Origin of the sequence: Parapedobacter composti (genome assembly GCF_900112315.1) — a bacterium.
GTDB classification, from domain to species: Bacteria; Bacteroidota; Bacteroidia; order Sphingobacteriales; family Sphingobacteriaceae; genus Parapedobacter; species Parapedobacter composti.
This window is the reverse complement of record NZ_FOLL01000003.1, coordinates 60,001-76,748: the sequence shown is the minus strand read 5'-3', so window position 1 is coordinate 76,748 and position 16,748 is coordinate 60,001. Positions and strand designations below refer to the sequence as shown.

The window sequence follows — 16,748 nt, the reverse complement described above, 5'->3', positions numbered from 1 at the left end:
TTAGCCCCGGATAAATGGGTTTGTCTTTTTTTCATGGCCTATGTTGGTTTCCGGGCCATGGCCCGGATAGACGACGGTGCTGTCAGGAAGTGTATAGAGTTTGCCGGCAATACTGGCCAGCAGTTGCTGGTGGTTTCCGCCGGGCAGATCGGTACGTCCGATACTGTTGCGGAAAAGAACATCACCCCCGATCAGAAAGCCATCTTGCGGGCTGTAAAAGCACAGATGTGCCGGGGAGTGGCCGGGTGCGAAGATGAGGGAGAGCTGGCTTTCCCCGAAACCGACGGTGCCCTCGGCAGGCAAGAACGTTTCGGCAATGGGCGATACTTCATAACGGATGCCCATCTGGGGCGCGTAATTCTGGACTTCCACCAGCAGGGGAAGCTCCCCCTCATGGAATTGGGGAAGCAGACCGAATGTTTCGTAGCTATAGCGGTTGCCCAACACGTGGTCGATATGGCAATGGGTGTTAAGCAGCAATTCAGGCTTGAGCCCTTCGGCATCAATAAACGCCTTGAGTAGCTCTTCCTCCTGGGGGCCGTACATCCCGGGGTCGATGATGGCCGCGCTGCCTGTATCGTCATACAGCACGTAAGTGTTTTCCTGATACGGATTGCAAACGAAAGACTTCACGTGGATCATACTTACAAAGGTAGGGTTTTTGGCGGAACAACCGATGGGCTGAATTAGCCAGCTTATTTCCAGCGCAAGGAATGGATGAGCGTGTCTATATCCGCTTTGAGGAAGTCCAGCACGGGCTGAATGGAATCCAGCCGCGGCTTTTCATGGAAATAGAGGGCGCCCCGCAGGTAGTGGCTGGTGCTGTCGGTGACGAAAAACTGGACGCCCGAGGCAGCGTTTCCCTTTATTTCATATTTCAGGCCATACACGCGGTCATCGGACCGGCGGATCCGCGATTGATCGATGGCTGTGGCTTTAATGGTGTGGTTAAAAGCGAAAGTGCGGGCATCTTCCACCAGGTTATTGAAGTTGTCCTTTCCGTTGACCGGCATGTAGCTTAGGTGGATACGGGCATTGAACTGGGGGAACACCAAGTCCATCCAGCAGGGCTGAGCGTCTGCCGTATGGTCAGGTTTCATTTCGGCATATACCGGGATATCGAATGTAAAAGGGCATGCTGAAGTATAAGCCCGGTAGGTTTTTTCAGGAAAAACGATGCGATGATAGCCTCGCGGTTTGGGAGAGTAATGCGATGTACAGGTCCACGCGATAAGTGCGATGAAGCCGCAAGCAACGGTTAAATGGAGTGATTTCCGCATCAGTGTCCGTTCCAGATTTCCCAGTTCCTTTCGGCTTGCAGCTCCAGCATTTCCAAGCCGTTTTTCACGGAGGCCCCACGGGCAGCTCCACGCTTGAGGAACGTTGTTTCGGCCGGGTTATACACGAGATCGTAGAGCAGGTGTTCGCTACCGATATGCTGGTAGGGAATATCGGGGCAGCCTTCCACGGCTGGGTATGTGCCCAGGGGTGTGGTGTTGATGATAAGCGTATGACTGGCCATGATGATACTATCGAGCTGGTTGTAACTGTATTGCCCTTCTGCGGGTTTGCGCGAAACGGTGGTATAGGGTATGCCCAGCAGGGTAAGTGCGTAAGTGACCGCCTTGGCTGCGCCGCCGTTGCCCAACACCAAGGCCTTGCGGTGCGACGAGCGGAGCAGGGGCTTAAGCGACTCCATGAAACCGAATACGTCGGTATTGTAACCGGTAAGCACGGTATTGCCGCGGTGCGGCCGTTCGATACGGATGCAGTTAACGGCATCAATGGCACGAGCCTCGGGCGACAGATGGTCGAGGTAATCCATCACGGCAATCTTGTAGGGGATGGTCACATTGACTCCCATCAGCAACGAATCGTCCGCCACCAGACGGGGAAATGCTTCGATCGCGGGGATAGGAAACAGTTCGTACTGCACATCTGGAATCTGCTCTTCCGCTATTTTGCTATCATAATATTTCTTGGAGAAGGAGTGCGTAAGCGGAAACCCGATCAGACCGAATCGCTTCATCATTAAATAAAATTATGGAAAGTATCTCCGCGCAACCCCAGCCGGGTGGTTTCCAATGCAATGATCTCGTTGGGGTTGATGTTCCCCAGGTTGACGTTGCTGCCGATCAGGTGGATGAAGTAAACTTGCTGTGATTTGAGGGGGGCTTCCCAGATAATCTTTTCGCTCGGGATTTCGTTGAGGATTTCATCTACAAGCCCTTGCCTTACTTCGCCCGATTCACGATAAAGGCCCACATTGCCGCTTTCGCGCGACTCGGCGATCAATCGCCATGTGCCGGCTTCCAGTTCGGCTTTCATGAGCGAAATCCACTTATAGGGCGCCATGATTTTGGTATTGTCTTTGGAGCCGACTTCGGAGATTACCGTGGCATATTGGGCAACTTTTTCGATGTAGCGGCATTTTTCTTCATGGGGCAGGGCAATGGACCCGTCGGATACTTCGGCGTATTCCAGGCCGTATTTTTCAATGACGCGCAGGAAGTCGTCAAACTGGTTGCGGATGACAAACGCCTCAAACAACGTTCCGCCGAAATAAGGGTGTACGCCTGCGTCGCGATAAACCGCAAGTTTTTCGTTCAATTGAGGAACGATATAGGCGGTGGTCCATCCCAGTTTTATAAAATCCATATAATCCGCACCCACGGCCACCAGATCTTCCGCTTGGCGCACGCTTAACCCTTTGTCCATAACCATGGTTAACCCATTGGTGCGGGGTTTTTTTGTCCGCTCAGGGACATTGTCCAATTCAAAATTCATCGATGAAGTAACAGCATTTAAAATTTAAAGACTAATCGAGCAGCCGGCCTCAGCCCGGATGAAGCGTTAGGGCATGTACCGTTTAATGACTTCAGCAATAGCGGTATTGTTTCGCAATTGCGGGAGGTATTCAAATAAAACAGTGTGCTTAATCGGATCGGTGGCCAGCCCAAGCTCCAGATAATTCAGCGCTTCGCTGTATTTTCCGGCGGCGATCAGGTAAGCTACCATCCGGTAATATAGCTCTGCACCATCCGGGTTGTTTTTGATGGCTTCGGCAATCGTTTCAATGGCGCGATCGAGCTTATTGCGTTCATATAGAATAGATGAATAATCGAGCCACGCCTCCTGATCGATAGGATTAAGTTCGACTACCTTTTCGTAGGCTGCCTCGGCCTCATCCCACTGCTTGAGCTTGTACCGGGCGTCGGCGATAGCGAACCAGTAATCAGGATTGTCCGACTCAATATCGAGGGCTTTCTTGTAAAAATGCAGCGACTCAAAGTAGCGCTCCTCGTAGTCGAGCGTAACGCCGATGCCGAACCAGGCGTCTGCCAGGTTGGCGTCGATTTTCACGGCCTTTTTATAGTATGACCGGGCCTCGTCCATCTGTTCCAGTTTTTCATAGCACTCGCCGATGGCGCAATAGGTTTCGGCTCCGGGAGGCTCGTATTCGAACGTTTGCTTGTACACCTCGATGGCATCGCTGTATTTTTCGAGGTTTACCAGGGCATTGCCTTTATTGAAGTAGGCCGAAGCGAAGTTATCCTTGATCAGGATGGCATAGTCATACGCGTCTATAGCCTCTTCATAGCGCCCTAATTTGTGGTAGGCGTTTCCGAGGTTATACCAACCCGCATAGGAATACGGGTCGTTGTCGATATACTGCTTGTAAAACGTGATGCTTTCTTCTTGTTTGTCCAGCACATCGTAGCAGAACGCCAGTTCATACAGGGCGTCCTGATTTTCCATGTTCAGTTCCAGGCTCCGCTTAAGGTACTGGGCAGCCTTTTCATAGTCGCCCTTGTTCTGGTAGAGCAAGGCTATCTGCAGGTATATCTCGTCTGGATTTTCGGCAAAATCCAGTGCTTTTTTGAAGCTCTGGAACGCCTCATCGTAACGCTCCAGGTTGCCCAGTATACCCCCTTTGATCAGGTATATATCGCCCTCAGAGGGTTCCAGTGTTTCGGCTTTGTCCAATGACTCCAACGCGCGCGAGAACTGGTTGGTAACGGCAAACAACTGGGCTTGCTTGAGATAAAAAATTGCAGCAAACGGATGTTGGCTGACGGCATAGTCTACAACCTGCAAGGCTTTGATGGGATCATTCTTGTCCATATAGTAGTCAATAATCCCTTCAAAAGCCTGTGTATCAAAAAAGTATTGATCCTTATTGCGAATCATTTCTTCGTAACGTGCTACCGAAAACTTAGGATCTTCGGCAGGCCCATATTCGAAATCGTCTTCCATCTATACTCCTTTATTTTTAAGAACTGACACTTAGGCTTCCACCCCCACTGCATTCACCTTCCGTGATTTTGATGATAACAAAATAGGACTTGTTGGAAGATATTCTTAACATAAGTTTTCAACAATTTGATAAGGATGAGTAAAACCTTTAGATAATCAACGGATTATAAAAGTTGCGATTGTAGATAATCACCCGACGTGGCCCCATTCTTTTTAATCAAATCGTTTGCAAAGATACGCATTATGGACGAAACCTGTATGATCCGGCCATAAAAGAAGGGGAATGACTGATTTTTGTGACGGAAAACGTACCTTTGGGATTATGGATATAACAGCTATTCTTGGCCGATTGGCCATACAATCCGAAAACCCGGGTTGGAGCACGGGTGTTACCCACGGAAGCACGGATACAGGTACTGCCATAACGAGTATCTCCCCGGTAGACGGCCGCCCGATAGCGGCGGTGAGGGAGGCTGCGGCGGTCGATTATGACCGGGTAGTTGCTAAAGCGGAGGAAGCTTTTCCGGTATGGCGGGAGCTGCCTGCGCCGTTGCGTGGCGAAATCGTCCGGCAGTTCGGTGAGGCGCTCCGCAGGCATAAGCAAGATCTGGGCACACTGGTGTCGTATGAAATGGGCAAAAGTTTGCAGGAAGGACTGGGCGAGGTGCAGGAGATGATTGATATCTGTGATTTTGCCACGGGGTTGAGCAGGCAGCTCTACGGCCTGACGATGCAGTCTGAGCGGCCGGGGCACCGGATGTATGAGCAATGGCATCCCTTGGGCGTGGTGGGCATCATTTCGGCTTTTAACTTTCCTGTGGCTGTTTGGAGCTGGAATGCGGCCATCGCGTGGGTGTGCGGCAACGTGTGTGTGTGGAAGCCGTCGGAGAAAACACCGCTTACCGCAACAGCTTGCCAAGCGATTATCGCCGACGTATTGGCGGCCAACGAGCTGCCGGAAGGAATTTCCTGCTTGGTGCAGGGGGGCCGGGCGCTTGGCGAGCGGCTGGCGGGCGATAACCGGATAGCCCTTGTGTCGGCCACCGGATCGACGCGCATGGGTAAATCGGTGGCGGCGACAGTAGCGGCCCGTCTGGGCAAAAGCATCCTCGAACTGGGTGGCAACAATGCGATTATTATTACGGAACATGCCGACCTTGACATTGCATTGCCCGCAGCGGTATTCGGCGCAGTGGGTACGGCGGGGCAACGGTGTACCAGTACCCGGAGGCTGATCATCCATGAATCGGTGTACGAAGCATTCAAAGAACGGCTGGTAAAGGCGTATAAACAATTGCGTATCGGCAATCCGCTGGACGAACGAAACCATGTGGGACCGTTGATCGACCGGGATGCCGTAACGGGTTATCTGGCGGCCATTGAGCAGTGCGAGCGCGAAGGCGGCCAGTTTATCGTGGAAGGCGGCGTGCTGGAAGGGGCCGACTACGGCTCCGGATGTTATGTGTATCCGTGTATCGCTGAGGTATCGCCGGATATGACTATTGTTAAAACGGAAACGTTCGCGCCGATTTTATACCTCATGAAGTATGGTACATTGGACGAGGCCATCCGTATCCAGAACGAAGTACCGCAAGGGCTTTCATCGGCAATTATGACGCTTAACCTGCGGGAAGCGGAGCGGTTCCTTTCGGCGAGCGGATCAGACTGCGGCATCGCTAACGTGAATATCGGTACTTCGGGTGCAGAAATCGGCGGTGCTTTCGGCGGTGAGAAGGAAACCGGAGGGGGAAGGGAATCGGGCTCTGACGCCTGGAAGGCTTATATGAGGCGGCAAACGAACACCATCAATTATTCAACGAAGCTGCCCCTGGCCCAGGGAATACGGTTTGATTTGTGATCGGTGGTGGGTGAGGTGATCGGTGGTCTGTGGTGGGTGATGGGTGGTGGGTGATCGGTGAGTAAATGCGTAAACGTTTGCATCGTTTAGGGAATGTGGTTATCTTTAGGCGCTCCAATAGTAAACGGATTAATTAATAGCAATCATATAAAACAGTAACAGCAATCAGTTAACTTAAAAAGTTTATCATGAGTGTACATTACGAATCCCGTTATGCCATCGGGCCGCGGGAGGCCAAGACGCTGGATACCGAGGCGTTGCGTGAACAGTTTTTAATAGCGGATGTTTTTACGGACGATGAAATCCGGTTGGTATATACGCATTATGACCGCTATATCGCCGGTGGGGCCAGACCTGTGGGTAAGGCATTGACGTTGGAGGCCATCGATCCGCTGAAAGCGGAATTTTTCCTCGAGCGGCGCGAACTGGGCATTATCAATGTGGGCGGGGCTGGAAAGGTGACCGTGGACGGCCAGGTATTTGAACTTGGCTTCAAGGAAGCCTTGTATGTGGGGAAGGGCAATAGGGAGGTGGTGTTTTCCAGCGACGATGCGGCCGCGCCGGCCAGTTTTTACCTTAATTCTGCCCCGGCACACCGGGCATATCCGATCAAAAAAGTGACCAAGGCCGATGCGGAAATCGTTGTGCTGGGTAGTCTGGAGACGGCTAATCACCGGACAATCAATAAACTGTTGGTCAACAGCGTTGTGGAAACCTGCCAGTTGCAAATGGGAATGACCGAACTGAAAACCGGCAGCGTGTGGAACACCATGCCCGCCCACACGCATGACAGGCGGATGGAGGTTTATTTTTACTTTGAGGTACCGGAGGGCCAGGCGGTGTGCCATTTTATGGGGCAGCCGGATGAAACCCGTCATATCTGGATGCATAACGAACAGGCGGTGATATCCCCGCCGTGGTCTATCCATGCCGGGGCGGGGACGAGCAACTATACGTTTATCTGGGGCATGGCCGGCGAAAACCTGGATTATGATGACATGGACAAACGGGCCATTACCGAATTGAAGTAATCACTGAAATTTAAGGATAATGAGCAGGAAAAACGCTTTTTTTCTTTTATGTACCGTTTTGTGGTTGGCATGTGGTAACCAGCAACAAGCACCTAAGATCGTCATCAGCAATCCGGCCGGTGCCGATAGGGAGGAGTTGGTGAGCATTCCTTATGCCGAGTTTACCGACGCGTTTGGAAATGACAGTGCTTTTAGGGTGGTTGATCAGGCCAGCGGGGAGGAAATTCCTTATCAACTGGAAACGCGGGGTTCAGGGGAAGCACAGGCGGTATTGCTGTATGTGCACGTTCCGGCGTCTGGTGAGGTAACCCTGGCCGTGGAGCCGGGAGAACCTGCTCCGGTAAAGGCGCGTACGTTTGCCCGGTATGTGCCGGAGCGGTTTGACGATTTCGCCTGGGAAAATGACATGGTTGCCTTCCGGATGTATGGCAAGGCCTTGGAGGGGAGGCCCGATGATGCGCAGGGACTGGATCTCTGGTCGAAACGCACCGCAGACTTGGTCATTGATAAATGGTATGCACATGGCGATTATCATACGGATCATGGTGAGGGAATGGATTATTACTCCGTAGGACAGACGCTGGGGGCAGGCGACATCGCTCCGTTGGTTGACGGACAACTCGCTTACGCTAAACATTACCGGACATATGAAATTCTCGACAATGGCCCGTTGCGTACTACCTTCCGGCTGGATTATGAGCCTTGGAAGGCTGGCGACAAGACGGTGTCTGTAAGCAAGTTGTATAGTTTGGATGCGGGCGCGCAGCTGAACCGGGTGGAGGTGACGTACAAGGTTGACGGGGATGGCAGGGTGCCGGTGGCTGTCGGTATCGCGCGCCGTAACGGCGAGGGAGCGCTTTTAAAGGATCCGGGAACGGGAGTGCGCGGCTATTGGGAGCCTGAACACCCTGAACACGGGGTTACGGGCGTGGGGATAGTACTGGAAGACGATACCTTTGAAAGCGATATTGACGAGCCGACGCAATACCTGGCGGTGCTGACCGCGGAAAATGAACAGCCTATTGTTTACTATAATGGTGGAGCCTGGAATCGGGCCGGCCGGTTCTCGACGGCGGACGAATGGTTTGATTATCTTAAAACGCATAGGGAAAAGCTGGCAGCTCCGTTAATGGTAACCATAAACTGATAAACTAAGATAAGAGATGGCAAACGAACAATTATTTGATTTGAGCGGAAAAGTGGCCCTTGTTACCGGTTGCAAACGCGGTATCGGCATGGCCATTGCGGAGGCGCTGGCAACAGCAGGGGCAGATATTATCGGTGTGTCGGCTTCCCTCGAACTGGAGGGTAGCGAGGTGGCGAAGGCCGTGGAGGCGACAGGGCGTAAATTTTATGCCTATCAAGCCGATTTCGGCGATCGCCGGGCGGTATACGCGTTTATTGAACAGGTCAAGGCGGACCATCCGCGGATAGATATCCTGTTTAACAACGCGGGAACGATATTGCGTAAACCGGCTGTGGAACATCCTGACGAGTATTGGGACAAGGTTATTGAAATCAACCAAAATGCCCAGTTTATACTGACGCGCGAAATCGGCAAAGACATGGTGGCCCGGGGCTACGGGAAAATTGTTTTCACGGCATCGCTGCTTACCTTCCAAGGGGGTATCAATGTGCCGGGTTACGCGGCTTCCAAAGGCGCCGTGGGCCAGCTTACCAAGGCCTTTGCCAATGAGTGGGCGTCTAAAGGGGTAAATGTTAACGCCATTGCGCCGGGCTATATTTCCACGGATAATACCGAGGCGCTGCGCAATGATCCGGATCGAAGCCGATCGATTCTTGAGCGCATCCCCGCCGGACGATGGGGCGAACCGGAAGATTTCAAAGGGCCGGCGGTGTTTTTGGCGTCTGATGCATCTAACTACGTGCATGGAACCATCCTGACCGTCGACGGCGGATGGATGGGACGGTAAGCATTGAATTATCACAAGTGTAATAGAGGAGGTTAGGGACGTTTTTCCTTAACACTCCTTTTTTTATATTCAGTGGGCGTCATTTTGAATAATTCCTTAAAACTGTCTCTAAAATACTTAAGGTCATTGAAACCTACTTCATAGGCGATCTGGGAGATATTCAAATCCGTTTGAACAATCATCAGCCCCGCTTTCTTCAGTCGGATGGTTCTGATAAAGGTTGAAATATTCTGCCCGGTCAAGGCCTTTAGCTTGGTATAGATTACCGTGCGGCTCATGTTCATTTGATCGATAAACACGCTTGCATTGAAATCGGGGTCTGTTATGTGCTGTTCAACGATAGCTATGGCATTTTTCAGAAATTGTTCATCAGGGGATGTTATGGTCAGGTTTTTGGGCTCCAGGATGACGTCTTGTTTAAACTTGCGAATCAGGTTGGCCCGTGTGTTTAATAAATTGGTGGCCCTGATAGCCAAGATGTTTGCATCGAAAGGTTTGGTAATATAGGCGTCTGCTCCTACGAGGTAACCTTTTTCCTGATGTACCGGAGATGTTTTTGCGGTAAGCAGAATAACGGGAATGTGGCTGGTCAACAAGGTTGTCTTGATGTTGTGGCATAGTTCAAAGCCATTCATAACGGGCATTTGAATGTCGCTTATAATCAGATCAATGCCCTGTTCCCGGGCGATGGCGATCGCCTGCTCTCCGTTTTGGGCGATGAAGATGTTGTATTTGTTGATGAAAATTTCCTTGATGAAATTGAGCAGGTCTACGTTGTCTTCTACGATGAGTAGATTTTGTAGCGCCTCATCATGGCTTGTTGCCGCTGGCGGATTTTCCGGCTTTTCGATTGGTGCATCGAATATAAAGCTGTCTCCGTCGAAGCTGTCTTCGGAATCCTCAAAACACTCATTTTTCGAAAGATGGTCTCGACCCAACGGGAGCAAAACATCAAAACGTGTACCTCCTGTTATGGAGCTTTTCACCGTTATCTCGCCCTTATGGAGTTCTACCAGCCTTTTTGTTAAAGTCAATCCAATTCCTGAACCCAGATTCATTTTGCCATGATCCAGCTGGTGAAACGGGTCAAAAATACGGCGGATCTGCCCTTCGGGGATAACAGGGCCAAAATTGGTGACACCGATTTCTACATAAGTTGCGGGATGCGAATCCCGTTTCTTGGAAGTCGTTGACAGGTGTATCGTGACTTCGCTGTGGTCGTCGCTGAACTTGAATGCATTAGCCAACAGGTTGAACAGAATATTCTTTAATTTGGATTTGTCAAACCATACCTGGATATCGCTGTCGCCCGTAATTAACTGGTAATTGATGCCCTTTTTTTCTGCTAATGCATCAAAGGACTTTTTGATATCAGCGACAAAAGGGACAATGTTGTTTTTGGACGCCCGGAGCGCAAGCTTTCCGACTTCGCTTTTTCGGAAATCCAAGATCTGGTTGATAAGCTGGAGCAGCATTTTGGCGTTTTTCAGCATGATTTCATGCTGCTGGCGAATGTAACCGTCGCCCAGGCGTTGGCCCACCATTTTTTCAAGGGGGCCGACGATCAATGTTAGTGGTGTGCGAAATTCATGGGAAACGTCCGTAAACAGGCTTAGCCGCAGTTGGTTGATCTGATCTGACTTTTCTTTTTCTTTACGCTCTTTTATTCGCAGTAGCATTAACTTCCGGATATATAGAAATACGCCGCCCAATGTTACCAAGTAGAAACAATATGCCCACCAAGTTCGCCAAGGTGCGGGTAATACGCGGATGGCTATCGAGTCGCCCGTCTCATTCCATACACCATCATTGTTTGCTCCCCGTACCCTGAATACATAGTTGCCGGCTTCAATGTTTGTGTATATCGCTGTCCGCTGATTACCCACATAGTTCCATTTTCGGTCATAGCCTTCCAGCATATAAGCGAACTCGTTTTTTTCGGGTTGCATGTAGCTTAATGCGGTAAAGTCTATGCTGAAATTATTTTCGTTGTGTTTAAGAGCGATACGGGATACGGCATCCGTGATTTTGGCATAGGGTGCGTTATTCACCGCAATGCGGGTGATGTCGATGGTCGGCGTAAAACTATTCTTCCGGATGTCGTTTGGATCAAAATAGGTGAGTCCGTTGGTTCCGCCGAACAACAGCCTGTTGTCTTTGGTTTTATAAAAAGAGCCGTAGTTGAACTCATTTCCTTGCAGTCCATCTGCCTGGTTGTAGTTTTTTATGTCGTTGGACGTGATGTTCAAGCGGCTAAGCCCGTTATTTGTGCTCATCCAAATATTTCCGTTGTTATCCGATAAGATGCCATATATGATATCGTTTGGCAACCCTTCTTTAACGCCATAGGCGACGGTTTTTTTTCTTTTGGGATCATACATAAACACGCCTTGCCCTTCCGTTCCTATCCAGTAATTGTTGAAGTTATCGACAAAGATACAGTTGACATTAAGTGGGGGGGTGTGCAGATCGGTTTTAAGCGGAAGCTGATTCCGTTCTTTGGTTAGGATATTAATCGTTTCGAGGCCATTGTCGCCGCCAAGGAGCAATACGTCGGGATTTTCTGACTGCTCAATGCTCATAATGCTTTTGATATCCTTATCAATTTTCGACAATTGCTTGGTATGTACATCGTAAAAGATAAGTCCTCCTGTCAATGTCCCTATCCAAATATTTCCCTGTCGGTCTTCCAAAAGTGTCAGGACCTTGTAAGCCTTAAGCGAGAGATTATTTTCATCGGAAAAATCTATTCGCTGGAATTTGAAAGGCTTTCGGGAGGGATCCAGGAAGTTCAGCCCGCCATCATGGATTCCTATCCAGATGTGCTGGTTGTGGTCTATAATTACCGACTTTACGTTGTTTGCACTTAAGCTGTATTTATCGGCGGGGTCATTTTTGTAATAGGTAAATTTTTTTGTCTTTTTGTCATAGAAGTTCAGCCCTCCGCCTTCGGTGCCAATCCATAGATTTCCATTTGCGTCCTCGGCGATGCCGCTTACCACCCGGTAGTTTAGTTTGTTGTGGGTATTGCCAAACGAAAACTGTTTGAACGCACCGTTATCCCTATTGTAGTAATTAAGGCCGTCGGCCCAGGTTCCGAGCCACATGTCGCCCCTGGAATCCCGTATAATTTTATAAATAGAGTTTTGGCTTAAGCTGGCTGAATTGTCTTCATCGTGTACGATATGCCTCAGCTCGGCGCGCTCGGCGTTCAGAATATATAATCCGGAGTAGCTACCTATCCACAAATTGCCGTCGAGGTCTTCGCAGATGCTCCGGACGGCACTGGTAATCGGCTTTTTGTTTTGAAACTCAAAGTCGACAAAGCTCCCGGTTTCGGAATCAAAAACGGCCAAACCTTTTTCGTAGCCGAGCCACATCGTCTTTTTCTGGTCGACATAAAGCGTTGGAAGGTCGTTCAGGTGAATTTCGCTGCTATTCTTTTTGGGATAATCAATGCGCCGGAAAGTCTTTTGCCTCAGGTTATAAACATCAATATACCGCGTGTTGCAGATCCAGACGTTGTCGTTGTCCGTCTTCAGAAAATAGCGTGTTTTGTTGTCGCTCAACGACTGCGGATTATCGTCCAGTTTCTTGATCCGTTTGGTCTCATCTGTTTTCAGGTTAATCTGGAGGATGCCATTGTCGGTGGCGGCCCACAGCAGGTCTGTACTCACCTGTGCAATACCACGTATGATGTGATCCGCGGGGCGGGGCTGCAGGTCAGTGTTTCCGTAACGAATGAAGTTGTCAGTTTTAGGGTTATATTTGTTTAATCCGATGTGGGTGCCAACCCAGAGGTTTCCATAGCTGTCTTCGTAGATGACGTGGATGTTATTGTTGCTTAAACTTGTGGAATCGGTTGAATAATGCCGGTATACGATGAACTTGTTGCCATCAAATCGATTTAGGCCGTCTCTTGTGCCAAACCATAAATATCCCTTCTTATCTTGCAAAATGGCCATTACCGACCGCTGGGAGAGTCCATTGGCGGAGGTGAAGTGTTTGAATTTAAAGTCATCGGGTATACCTTCCGAATGCTGTGCGAGCGCAATCTTTGCATACAGGCCAGAAAACAGCAAAATAGCAGAAAAACACGCTTTCATCAGTCAATCGGTTAGCGACCAAAATTAACAAAAATTATCCCCTGTACGAGGGGATAAAAAAGCGTCCGTACCTTGGTGAGGATATTTTCAGGCGTTATGTCAGCCAGATTTAAAGCACGATTACAAACGTTTTTCGCTTTGGCGGGCCAATGCTTCAATGTAATAATAGTCGGCATAATTGAGCGGTACATCTATTTCGTTGCCATGAGGAATGCTTCCTACGCTGTGCATCAGCACAAAATGTCCGTTTTCTCCCAATTCCGCTGTGTAAGCATCGCTCGCCAATGAATTAACGATGTGTTCGGCATTTTTCAAATACCGGTTTTCCGTATAGTTGCTGAGTTCGAGCAAAGCCGATGCGATGATGGCTGCCGAAGACGCATCGCGTTGTTCATTAGGAATATTGGGTGCATTGAAATCCCAATAAGGCACGCCATCTGCGGGATAGTTGGGATGATTCAGGATAAAGTTTGCGATTTTCTCTGCGAAGTCGCGATATTTTATGTCTTGGGTGTATCGATAGCACATAGTATATCCATACAGTGCCCAAGCTTGACCACGGGACCAAGCGCTTTCGTTGGCATAGCCCTGGGCGGTAACCTTGCTGTTGATTTCCCCTGTTTCAGGGTTGTAGTCCAACACGTGGTAGGAGCTGCCATCGGGTCTGAAGTGGTTTCTCATGGTCGTGTTGGCGTGTGTGATGGCAATGGTTTTGTAGGTACTGTCGCCGGTTATTTCGGCTACTTCAAACAGTAGTTCTAGGTTCATCAGGTTATCAATGATTACAGGAAACATCCATCCCCGCTCACTTTGCCAGTTATTTACCACATCCCAGCTTTGAATGCACCCTACATTTTCGTTGAACCGTGTAATCAACGCATTCGCAGCATCTATCAAGACTTGTTTGTATTGTGCTTGACCGGTTATTCTATAGGCCTTTCCAAATGAATTATTGAATATGAAGCCAAGATCATGGTCGGTGGTGAGATCCTTATGGTGTTCAAACATTTTTTGTGCTGCAATGGCCGCTTCCTTCCATTGTTCATCTTTTGTTCGCTCATACATCATCCAGCAGGTTCCCGGCCAAAAGCCTTCCGTCCAATCATAGGGTTTCTCTATCCAGCGGATTTCTCCCTCTTTGTTAATGCTTCGCGGAATATTGTTTTCTTGTAAAGACCGGGAGCGTAACCCGGCAAGTTGCTGTTCGATATTTTTAAGCCGCGTTTCCGTTTCGTTTTGCGTAGTGCAGCTTAGAATGGTACAAAGGAGCAATAGGAATGTGGTTTTTAAAAGATTCATGTTTGATATACTATAATTTATTTCTGAATTGATGTGATCTCGCTGTTCTTGCTGCTCAGAGGCACCAGACAGTGCGGTTATAGTGCCGTATATGGCGCTTACCAGCCCAGGCATTCAATGCGTGCAAGCCCCGGAAAACCGGTCAAGAGACACCTTATGCCCAGAAGTTTCATATAATCGTTTAAAATAGGTTAAAAAAGTATCCTTAACGTGTCGCAATGTATTACGTTTGCGGTTTTCACAACGGGGGCACATTATCTTAAAAAGAGGTATAAAATGGCTTTTTTTGAAAGTAGGCGAATAAGGTATGTGAGTAAAAGCTGCAAGGCTGGCACGGGAAGGCTCTCTGGGTGGGGGATAGAAACGTGGACGCGTTTATCTACGTGCTGTCCAAAATGCCCCCGTAATTAAGACACTTATCCCCCTTGCCGGACGCCTCTGCCTTTAGATATTTGCCACAGCGCAATTATTAAAAACCGTTAAATACAATTATAAAACCAAGAAAGCTTCAGTCACGTACTTTTGCTTTTTTTATAATGACTAGGCCATGGAAAATAAAACATCGCTTTTATTACTGTTTTGCTGTCTGGCTGGCGTTTCATGCAAGGATTCCCTGAAGCCCGATTTAACTGCCGGCAAGCCTACTGACTTAAGGTACGTCAGTATTGCGAACGCAAGGGAAGGTGCCGCTGTCGTTACGGCTCCGCCTACAGTTCAGACGGGCGGACTTGTACCGAAATTTGAGCTCATTGGCATTGACAGGGGTGACGGCACACCGTTGGACGCTTCCTATCTGGCGTACGTTAATATCGGCGGAAGCAGCATACAGGATATTCCGATAGACCCGGATTTGGGATACGTGGACGAAAACGGGGATCCGCTTACTGTTGTGAGTGCGACCAATACCGCTCGCAATGGCATCATCACCATCGCCAGTGGCCACAATTTCACGGCCGGCGATTACTATTTCCACATTAAAGTCAGCACCGAATCGGGAGGTGTGAGCAATGAAACCGTATTCGAAAATGCGTTTCATCTGAATATCGGGCCGCGGTTGCCGACGAACCTGGTTTATACACCGAAGAACCAGAACCTGGTGTACGGCAATCCGGGGAGTAAGACAACGGCCCCGCTTATGCCAAACGCCAATCCGGATGTCTCCTTTGAGCTGGGCACCCATTCCGACAAGCTGGTCATTGATCAAGAGACTGGTGCTGTTTCTCTTGCGCCGGGTTATGCATATTCGGGGTATGATACGTTAACGCCGGTAATCCGAGTGGTTAGCAACATCAGCGGTGAAGTTACATTGTTCGAGAACAGGCTGACGACCATCGTTACGGACAAACCGGAGGAAATGCCGGTAGAGACTATCTATTTCTTTTACCCGACCTTGCGAACCTCGGGGTCGCGCCCGACCGGCGGCGAAGGCTTCACCGTGCAGGTTGTTGAGCCCGGGGTAGGGCCGGATATATGGGGAGTGATGAATAACAGTAACGGCAGGTATTTCACGGCTCCGCCAGAAAGACCAAAGGAGAATACGGCACAAACGGTATTAGAGACTGAAACCCACAATTCATCACAGGTAACGCTGCCCACAACCTCATGGATGGTGACCACGACCCAGGATTTAACGCCTTTTCAATATGGATATAAGCTGTCATTCCACTATTATTATATGCCGGCATTCCAAACCTATATGGCGGATGGCCGCACCCCCACTGATCTGGAGGTCTATATTTCGACCGATTATACAGGAGGGGACATCCAGGATGCTGAAGGGAACTGGTTGAATGGCACTTGGACGCAGGTCAACGACGTTATGCGATGCCAGCGTGCACAGGGGACCGTAAGCACAGGACAGTCTTCGGGTGCTCCCTGGGGTCCAGAGTTTATCGGGACGCCCTATCCGGGGAATCAGAGCGGGCCGGATCCGGACGGCAGAAAGCGGCCGTCGTTAGGCACATTTTATAACATATGGGTGAAGTGCACGTATGATATCCCGGTTAGTCAAATTTCTCCCAACGTTACGGTTGCATTTAAGATAGCATCCTATTTTGACGGGGCGCTGCAGAACAACGCCAGTGCGCCGGGGAGAGGAGGGATCTATTTCCTGACCGATTTTCACTACAAGGCGGTGGAGCCGACGGACTAATCATCTCCGGCTCACCGAAACCGTCTGACAGCCCGGTTAACGGAAGTGAGACGACAGCATGGATAACCAATATTAAACGGAGTGCCGAGGACGACACTCTCTTAACAGAAA

12 protein-coding genes are annotated in these 16,748 nt (G+C 49.6%); 5 read left to right on the top strand and 7 right to left on the bottom strand.

Translation table 11 applies throughout. The annotated features are described in order from the left end of the window. From BM030_RS05080 to BM030_RS05060, 5 genes are all read right to left on the bottom strand, one after another. Positions 1-642, bottom strand: a complete 642-nt coding sequence (locus tag BM030_RS05080; protein WP_090971838.1) for an MBL fold metallo-hydrolase — start codon at positions 640-642, stop codon at positions 1-3. A 53-nt stretch (positions 643-695) separates the two neighbouring features. Next, entirely contained in the window at positions 696-1,280 is a 585-nt protein-coding gene (gene gldD / locus BM030_RS05075) for a gliding motility lipoprotein GldD (RefSeq protein WP_090971836.1), read from the bottom strand. After that, positions 1,280-2,032, bottom strand: coding sequence for a shikimate dehydrogenase family protein (locus BM030_RS05070; protein ID WP_317615094.1), 753 nt, complete (start codon positions 2,030-2,032; stop codon positions 1,280-1,282). The genes gldD and BM030_RS05070 overlap by 1 nt, the downstream gene beginning before the upstream one ends. Continuing rightward, positions 2,032-2,787, bottom strand: coding sequence for a phosphosulfolactate synthase (locus BM030_RS05065; protein WP_090971834.1), 756 nt, complete (start codon positions 2,785-2,787; stop codon positions 2,032-2,034). Before BM030_RS05065 ends, BM030_RS05070 begins: the two co-directional genes overlap by 1 nt. Positions 2,788-2,853: 66 nt before the next feature. Further along, complete coding sequence (locus BM030_RS05060; RefSeq protein WP_090971832.1) at positions 2,854-4,257, bottom strand: tetratricopeptide repeat protein; 1,404 nt, start codon at positions 4,255-4,257, stop codon at positions 2,854-2,856. A 322-nt stretch (positions 4,258-4,579) separates the two neighbouring features. Here BM030_RS05060 and amaB point away from each other — a divergent pair, with 322 nt between their 5' ends. The 4 genes from amaB to BM030_RS05040 all read left to right on the top strand — a co-directional run bounded on the left by amaB (position 4,580) and on the right by BM030_RS05040 (position 9,080). After that, complete coding sequence (gene amaB / locus BM030_RS05055; RefSeq protein ID WP_090971830.1) at positions 4,580-6,115, top strand: L-piperidine-6-carboxylate dehydrogenase; 1,536 nt, start codon at positions 4,580-4,582, stop codon at positions 6,113-6,115. 188 nt (positions 6,116-6,303) lie between these two features. Continuing rightward, positions 6,304-7,146, top strand: coding sequence for a 5-dehydro-4-deoxy-D-glucuronate isomerase (gene kduI, locus BM030_RS05050; RefSeq protein ID WP_090971828.1), 843 nt, complete (start codon positions 6,304-6,306; stop codon positions 7,144-7,146). Between the two features lie 19 nt (positions 7,147-7,165). Then, complete coding sequence (locus BM030_RS05045; protein ID WP_090971826.1) at positions 7,166-8,293, top strand: DUF4861 family protein; 1,128 nt, start codon at positions 7,166-7,168, stop codon at positions 8,291-8,293. A gap of 16 nt (positions 8,294-8,309) precedes the next feature. Further along, the gene (locus BM030_RS05040) at positions 8,310-9,080 is read left to right on the top strand and encodes an SDR family oxidoreductase (protein WP_090971824.1); all 771 of its coding nucleotides are present in this window, start codon (positions 8,310-8,312) and stop codon (positions 9,078-9,080) included. A gap of 32 nt (positions 9,081-9,112) precedes the next feature. Here the strand turns inward: BM030_RS05040 and BM030_RS05035 are convergent, their stop codons facing one another. Together BM030_RS05035 and BM030_RS05030 are read right to left on the bottom strand one after the other, a co-directional pair. After that, complete coding sequence (locus BM030_RS05035) at positions 9,113-13,186, bottom strand: hybrid sensor histidine kinase/response regulator transcription factor (protein WP_090971822.1); 4,074 nt, start codon at positions 13,184-13,186, stop codon at positions 9,113-9,115. Positions 13,187-13,306: 120 nt separating this feature from the next. Then, positions 13,307-14,485, bottom strand: a complete 1,179-nt coding sequence (locus tag BM030_RS05030) for a glycoside hydrolase family 88 protein (RefSeq protein WP_090972213.1) — start codon at positions 14,483-14,485, stop codon at positions 13,307-13,309. A gap of 547 nt (positions 14,486-15,032) precedes the next feature. Between BM030_RS05030 and BM030_RS05025 the strand changes: the two genes are divergently transcribed. Beyond that, positions 15,033-16,637, top strand: coding sequence for a hypothetical protein (locus BM030_RS05025; RefSeq protein ID WP_090971821.1), 1,605 nt, complete (start codon positions 15,033-15,035; stop codon positions 16,635-16,637). The last annotated feature ends 111 nt before the right edge of the window (positions 16,638-16,748 follow it).

What these genes read in the sequence shown, in the direction of transcription:
- BM030_RS05045 (WP_090971826.1), top strand. Translation starts at nt 7,166, where the DNA reads ATGAGCAGGAAAAACGCTTTTTTTCTTTTATGTACCGTTTTGTGGTTG.
- BM030_RS05065 (WP_090971834.1), bottom strand. Translation starts at nt 2,787, where the DNA reads ATGAATTTTGAATTGGACAATGTCCCTGAGCGGACAAAAAAACCCCGC.
- kduI (WP_090971828.1), top strand. Translation starts at nt 6,304, where the DNA reads ATGAGTGTACATTACGAATCCCGTTATGCCATCGGGCCGCGGGAGGCC.
- BM030_RS05070 (WP_317615094.1), bottom strand. Translation starts at nt 2,032, where the DNA reads ATGATGAAGCGATTCGGTCTGATCGGGTTTCCGCTTACGCACTCCTTC.
- BM030_RS05035 (WP_090971822.1), bottom strand. Translation starts at nt 13,186, where the DNA reads ATGAAAGCGTGTTTTTCTGCTATTTTGCTGTTTTCTGGCCTGTATGCA.
- amaB (WP_090971830.1), top strand. Translation starts at nt 4,580, where the DNA reads ATGGATATAACAGCTATTCTTGGCCGATTGGCCATACAATCCGAAAAC.
- BM030_RS05040 (WP_090971824.1), top strand. Translation starts at nt 8,310, where the DNA reads ATGGCAAACGAACAATTATTTGATTTGAGCGGAAAAGTGGCCCTTGTT.
- BM030_RS05025 (WP_090971821.1), top strand. Translation starts at nt 15,033, where the DNA reads ATGGAAAATAAAACATCGCTTTTATTACTGTTTTGCTGTCTGGCTGGC.
- gldD (WP_090971836.1), bottom strand. Translation starts at nt 1,280, where the DNA reads ATGCGGAAATCACTCCATTTAACCGTTGCTTGCGGCTTCATCGCACTT.
- BM030_RS05030 (WP_090972213.1), bottom strand. Translation starts at nt 14,485, where the DNA reads ATGAATCTTTTAAAAACCACATTCCTATTGCTCCTTTGTACCATTCTA.
- BM030_RS05080 (WP_090971838.1), bottom strand. Translation starts at nt 642, where the DNA reads ATGATCCACGTGAAGTCTTTCGTTTGCAATCCGTATCAGGAAAACACT.
- BM030_RS05060 (WP_090971832.1), bottom strand. Translation starts at nt 4,257, where the DNA reads ATGGAAGACGATTTCGAATATGGGCCTGCCGAAGATCCTAAGTTTTCG.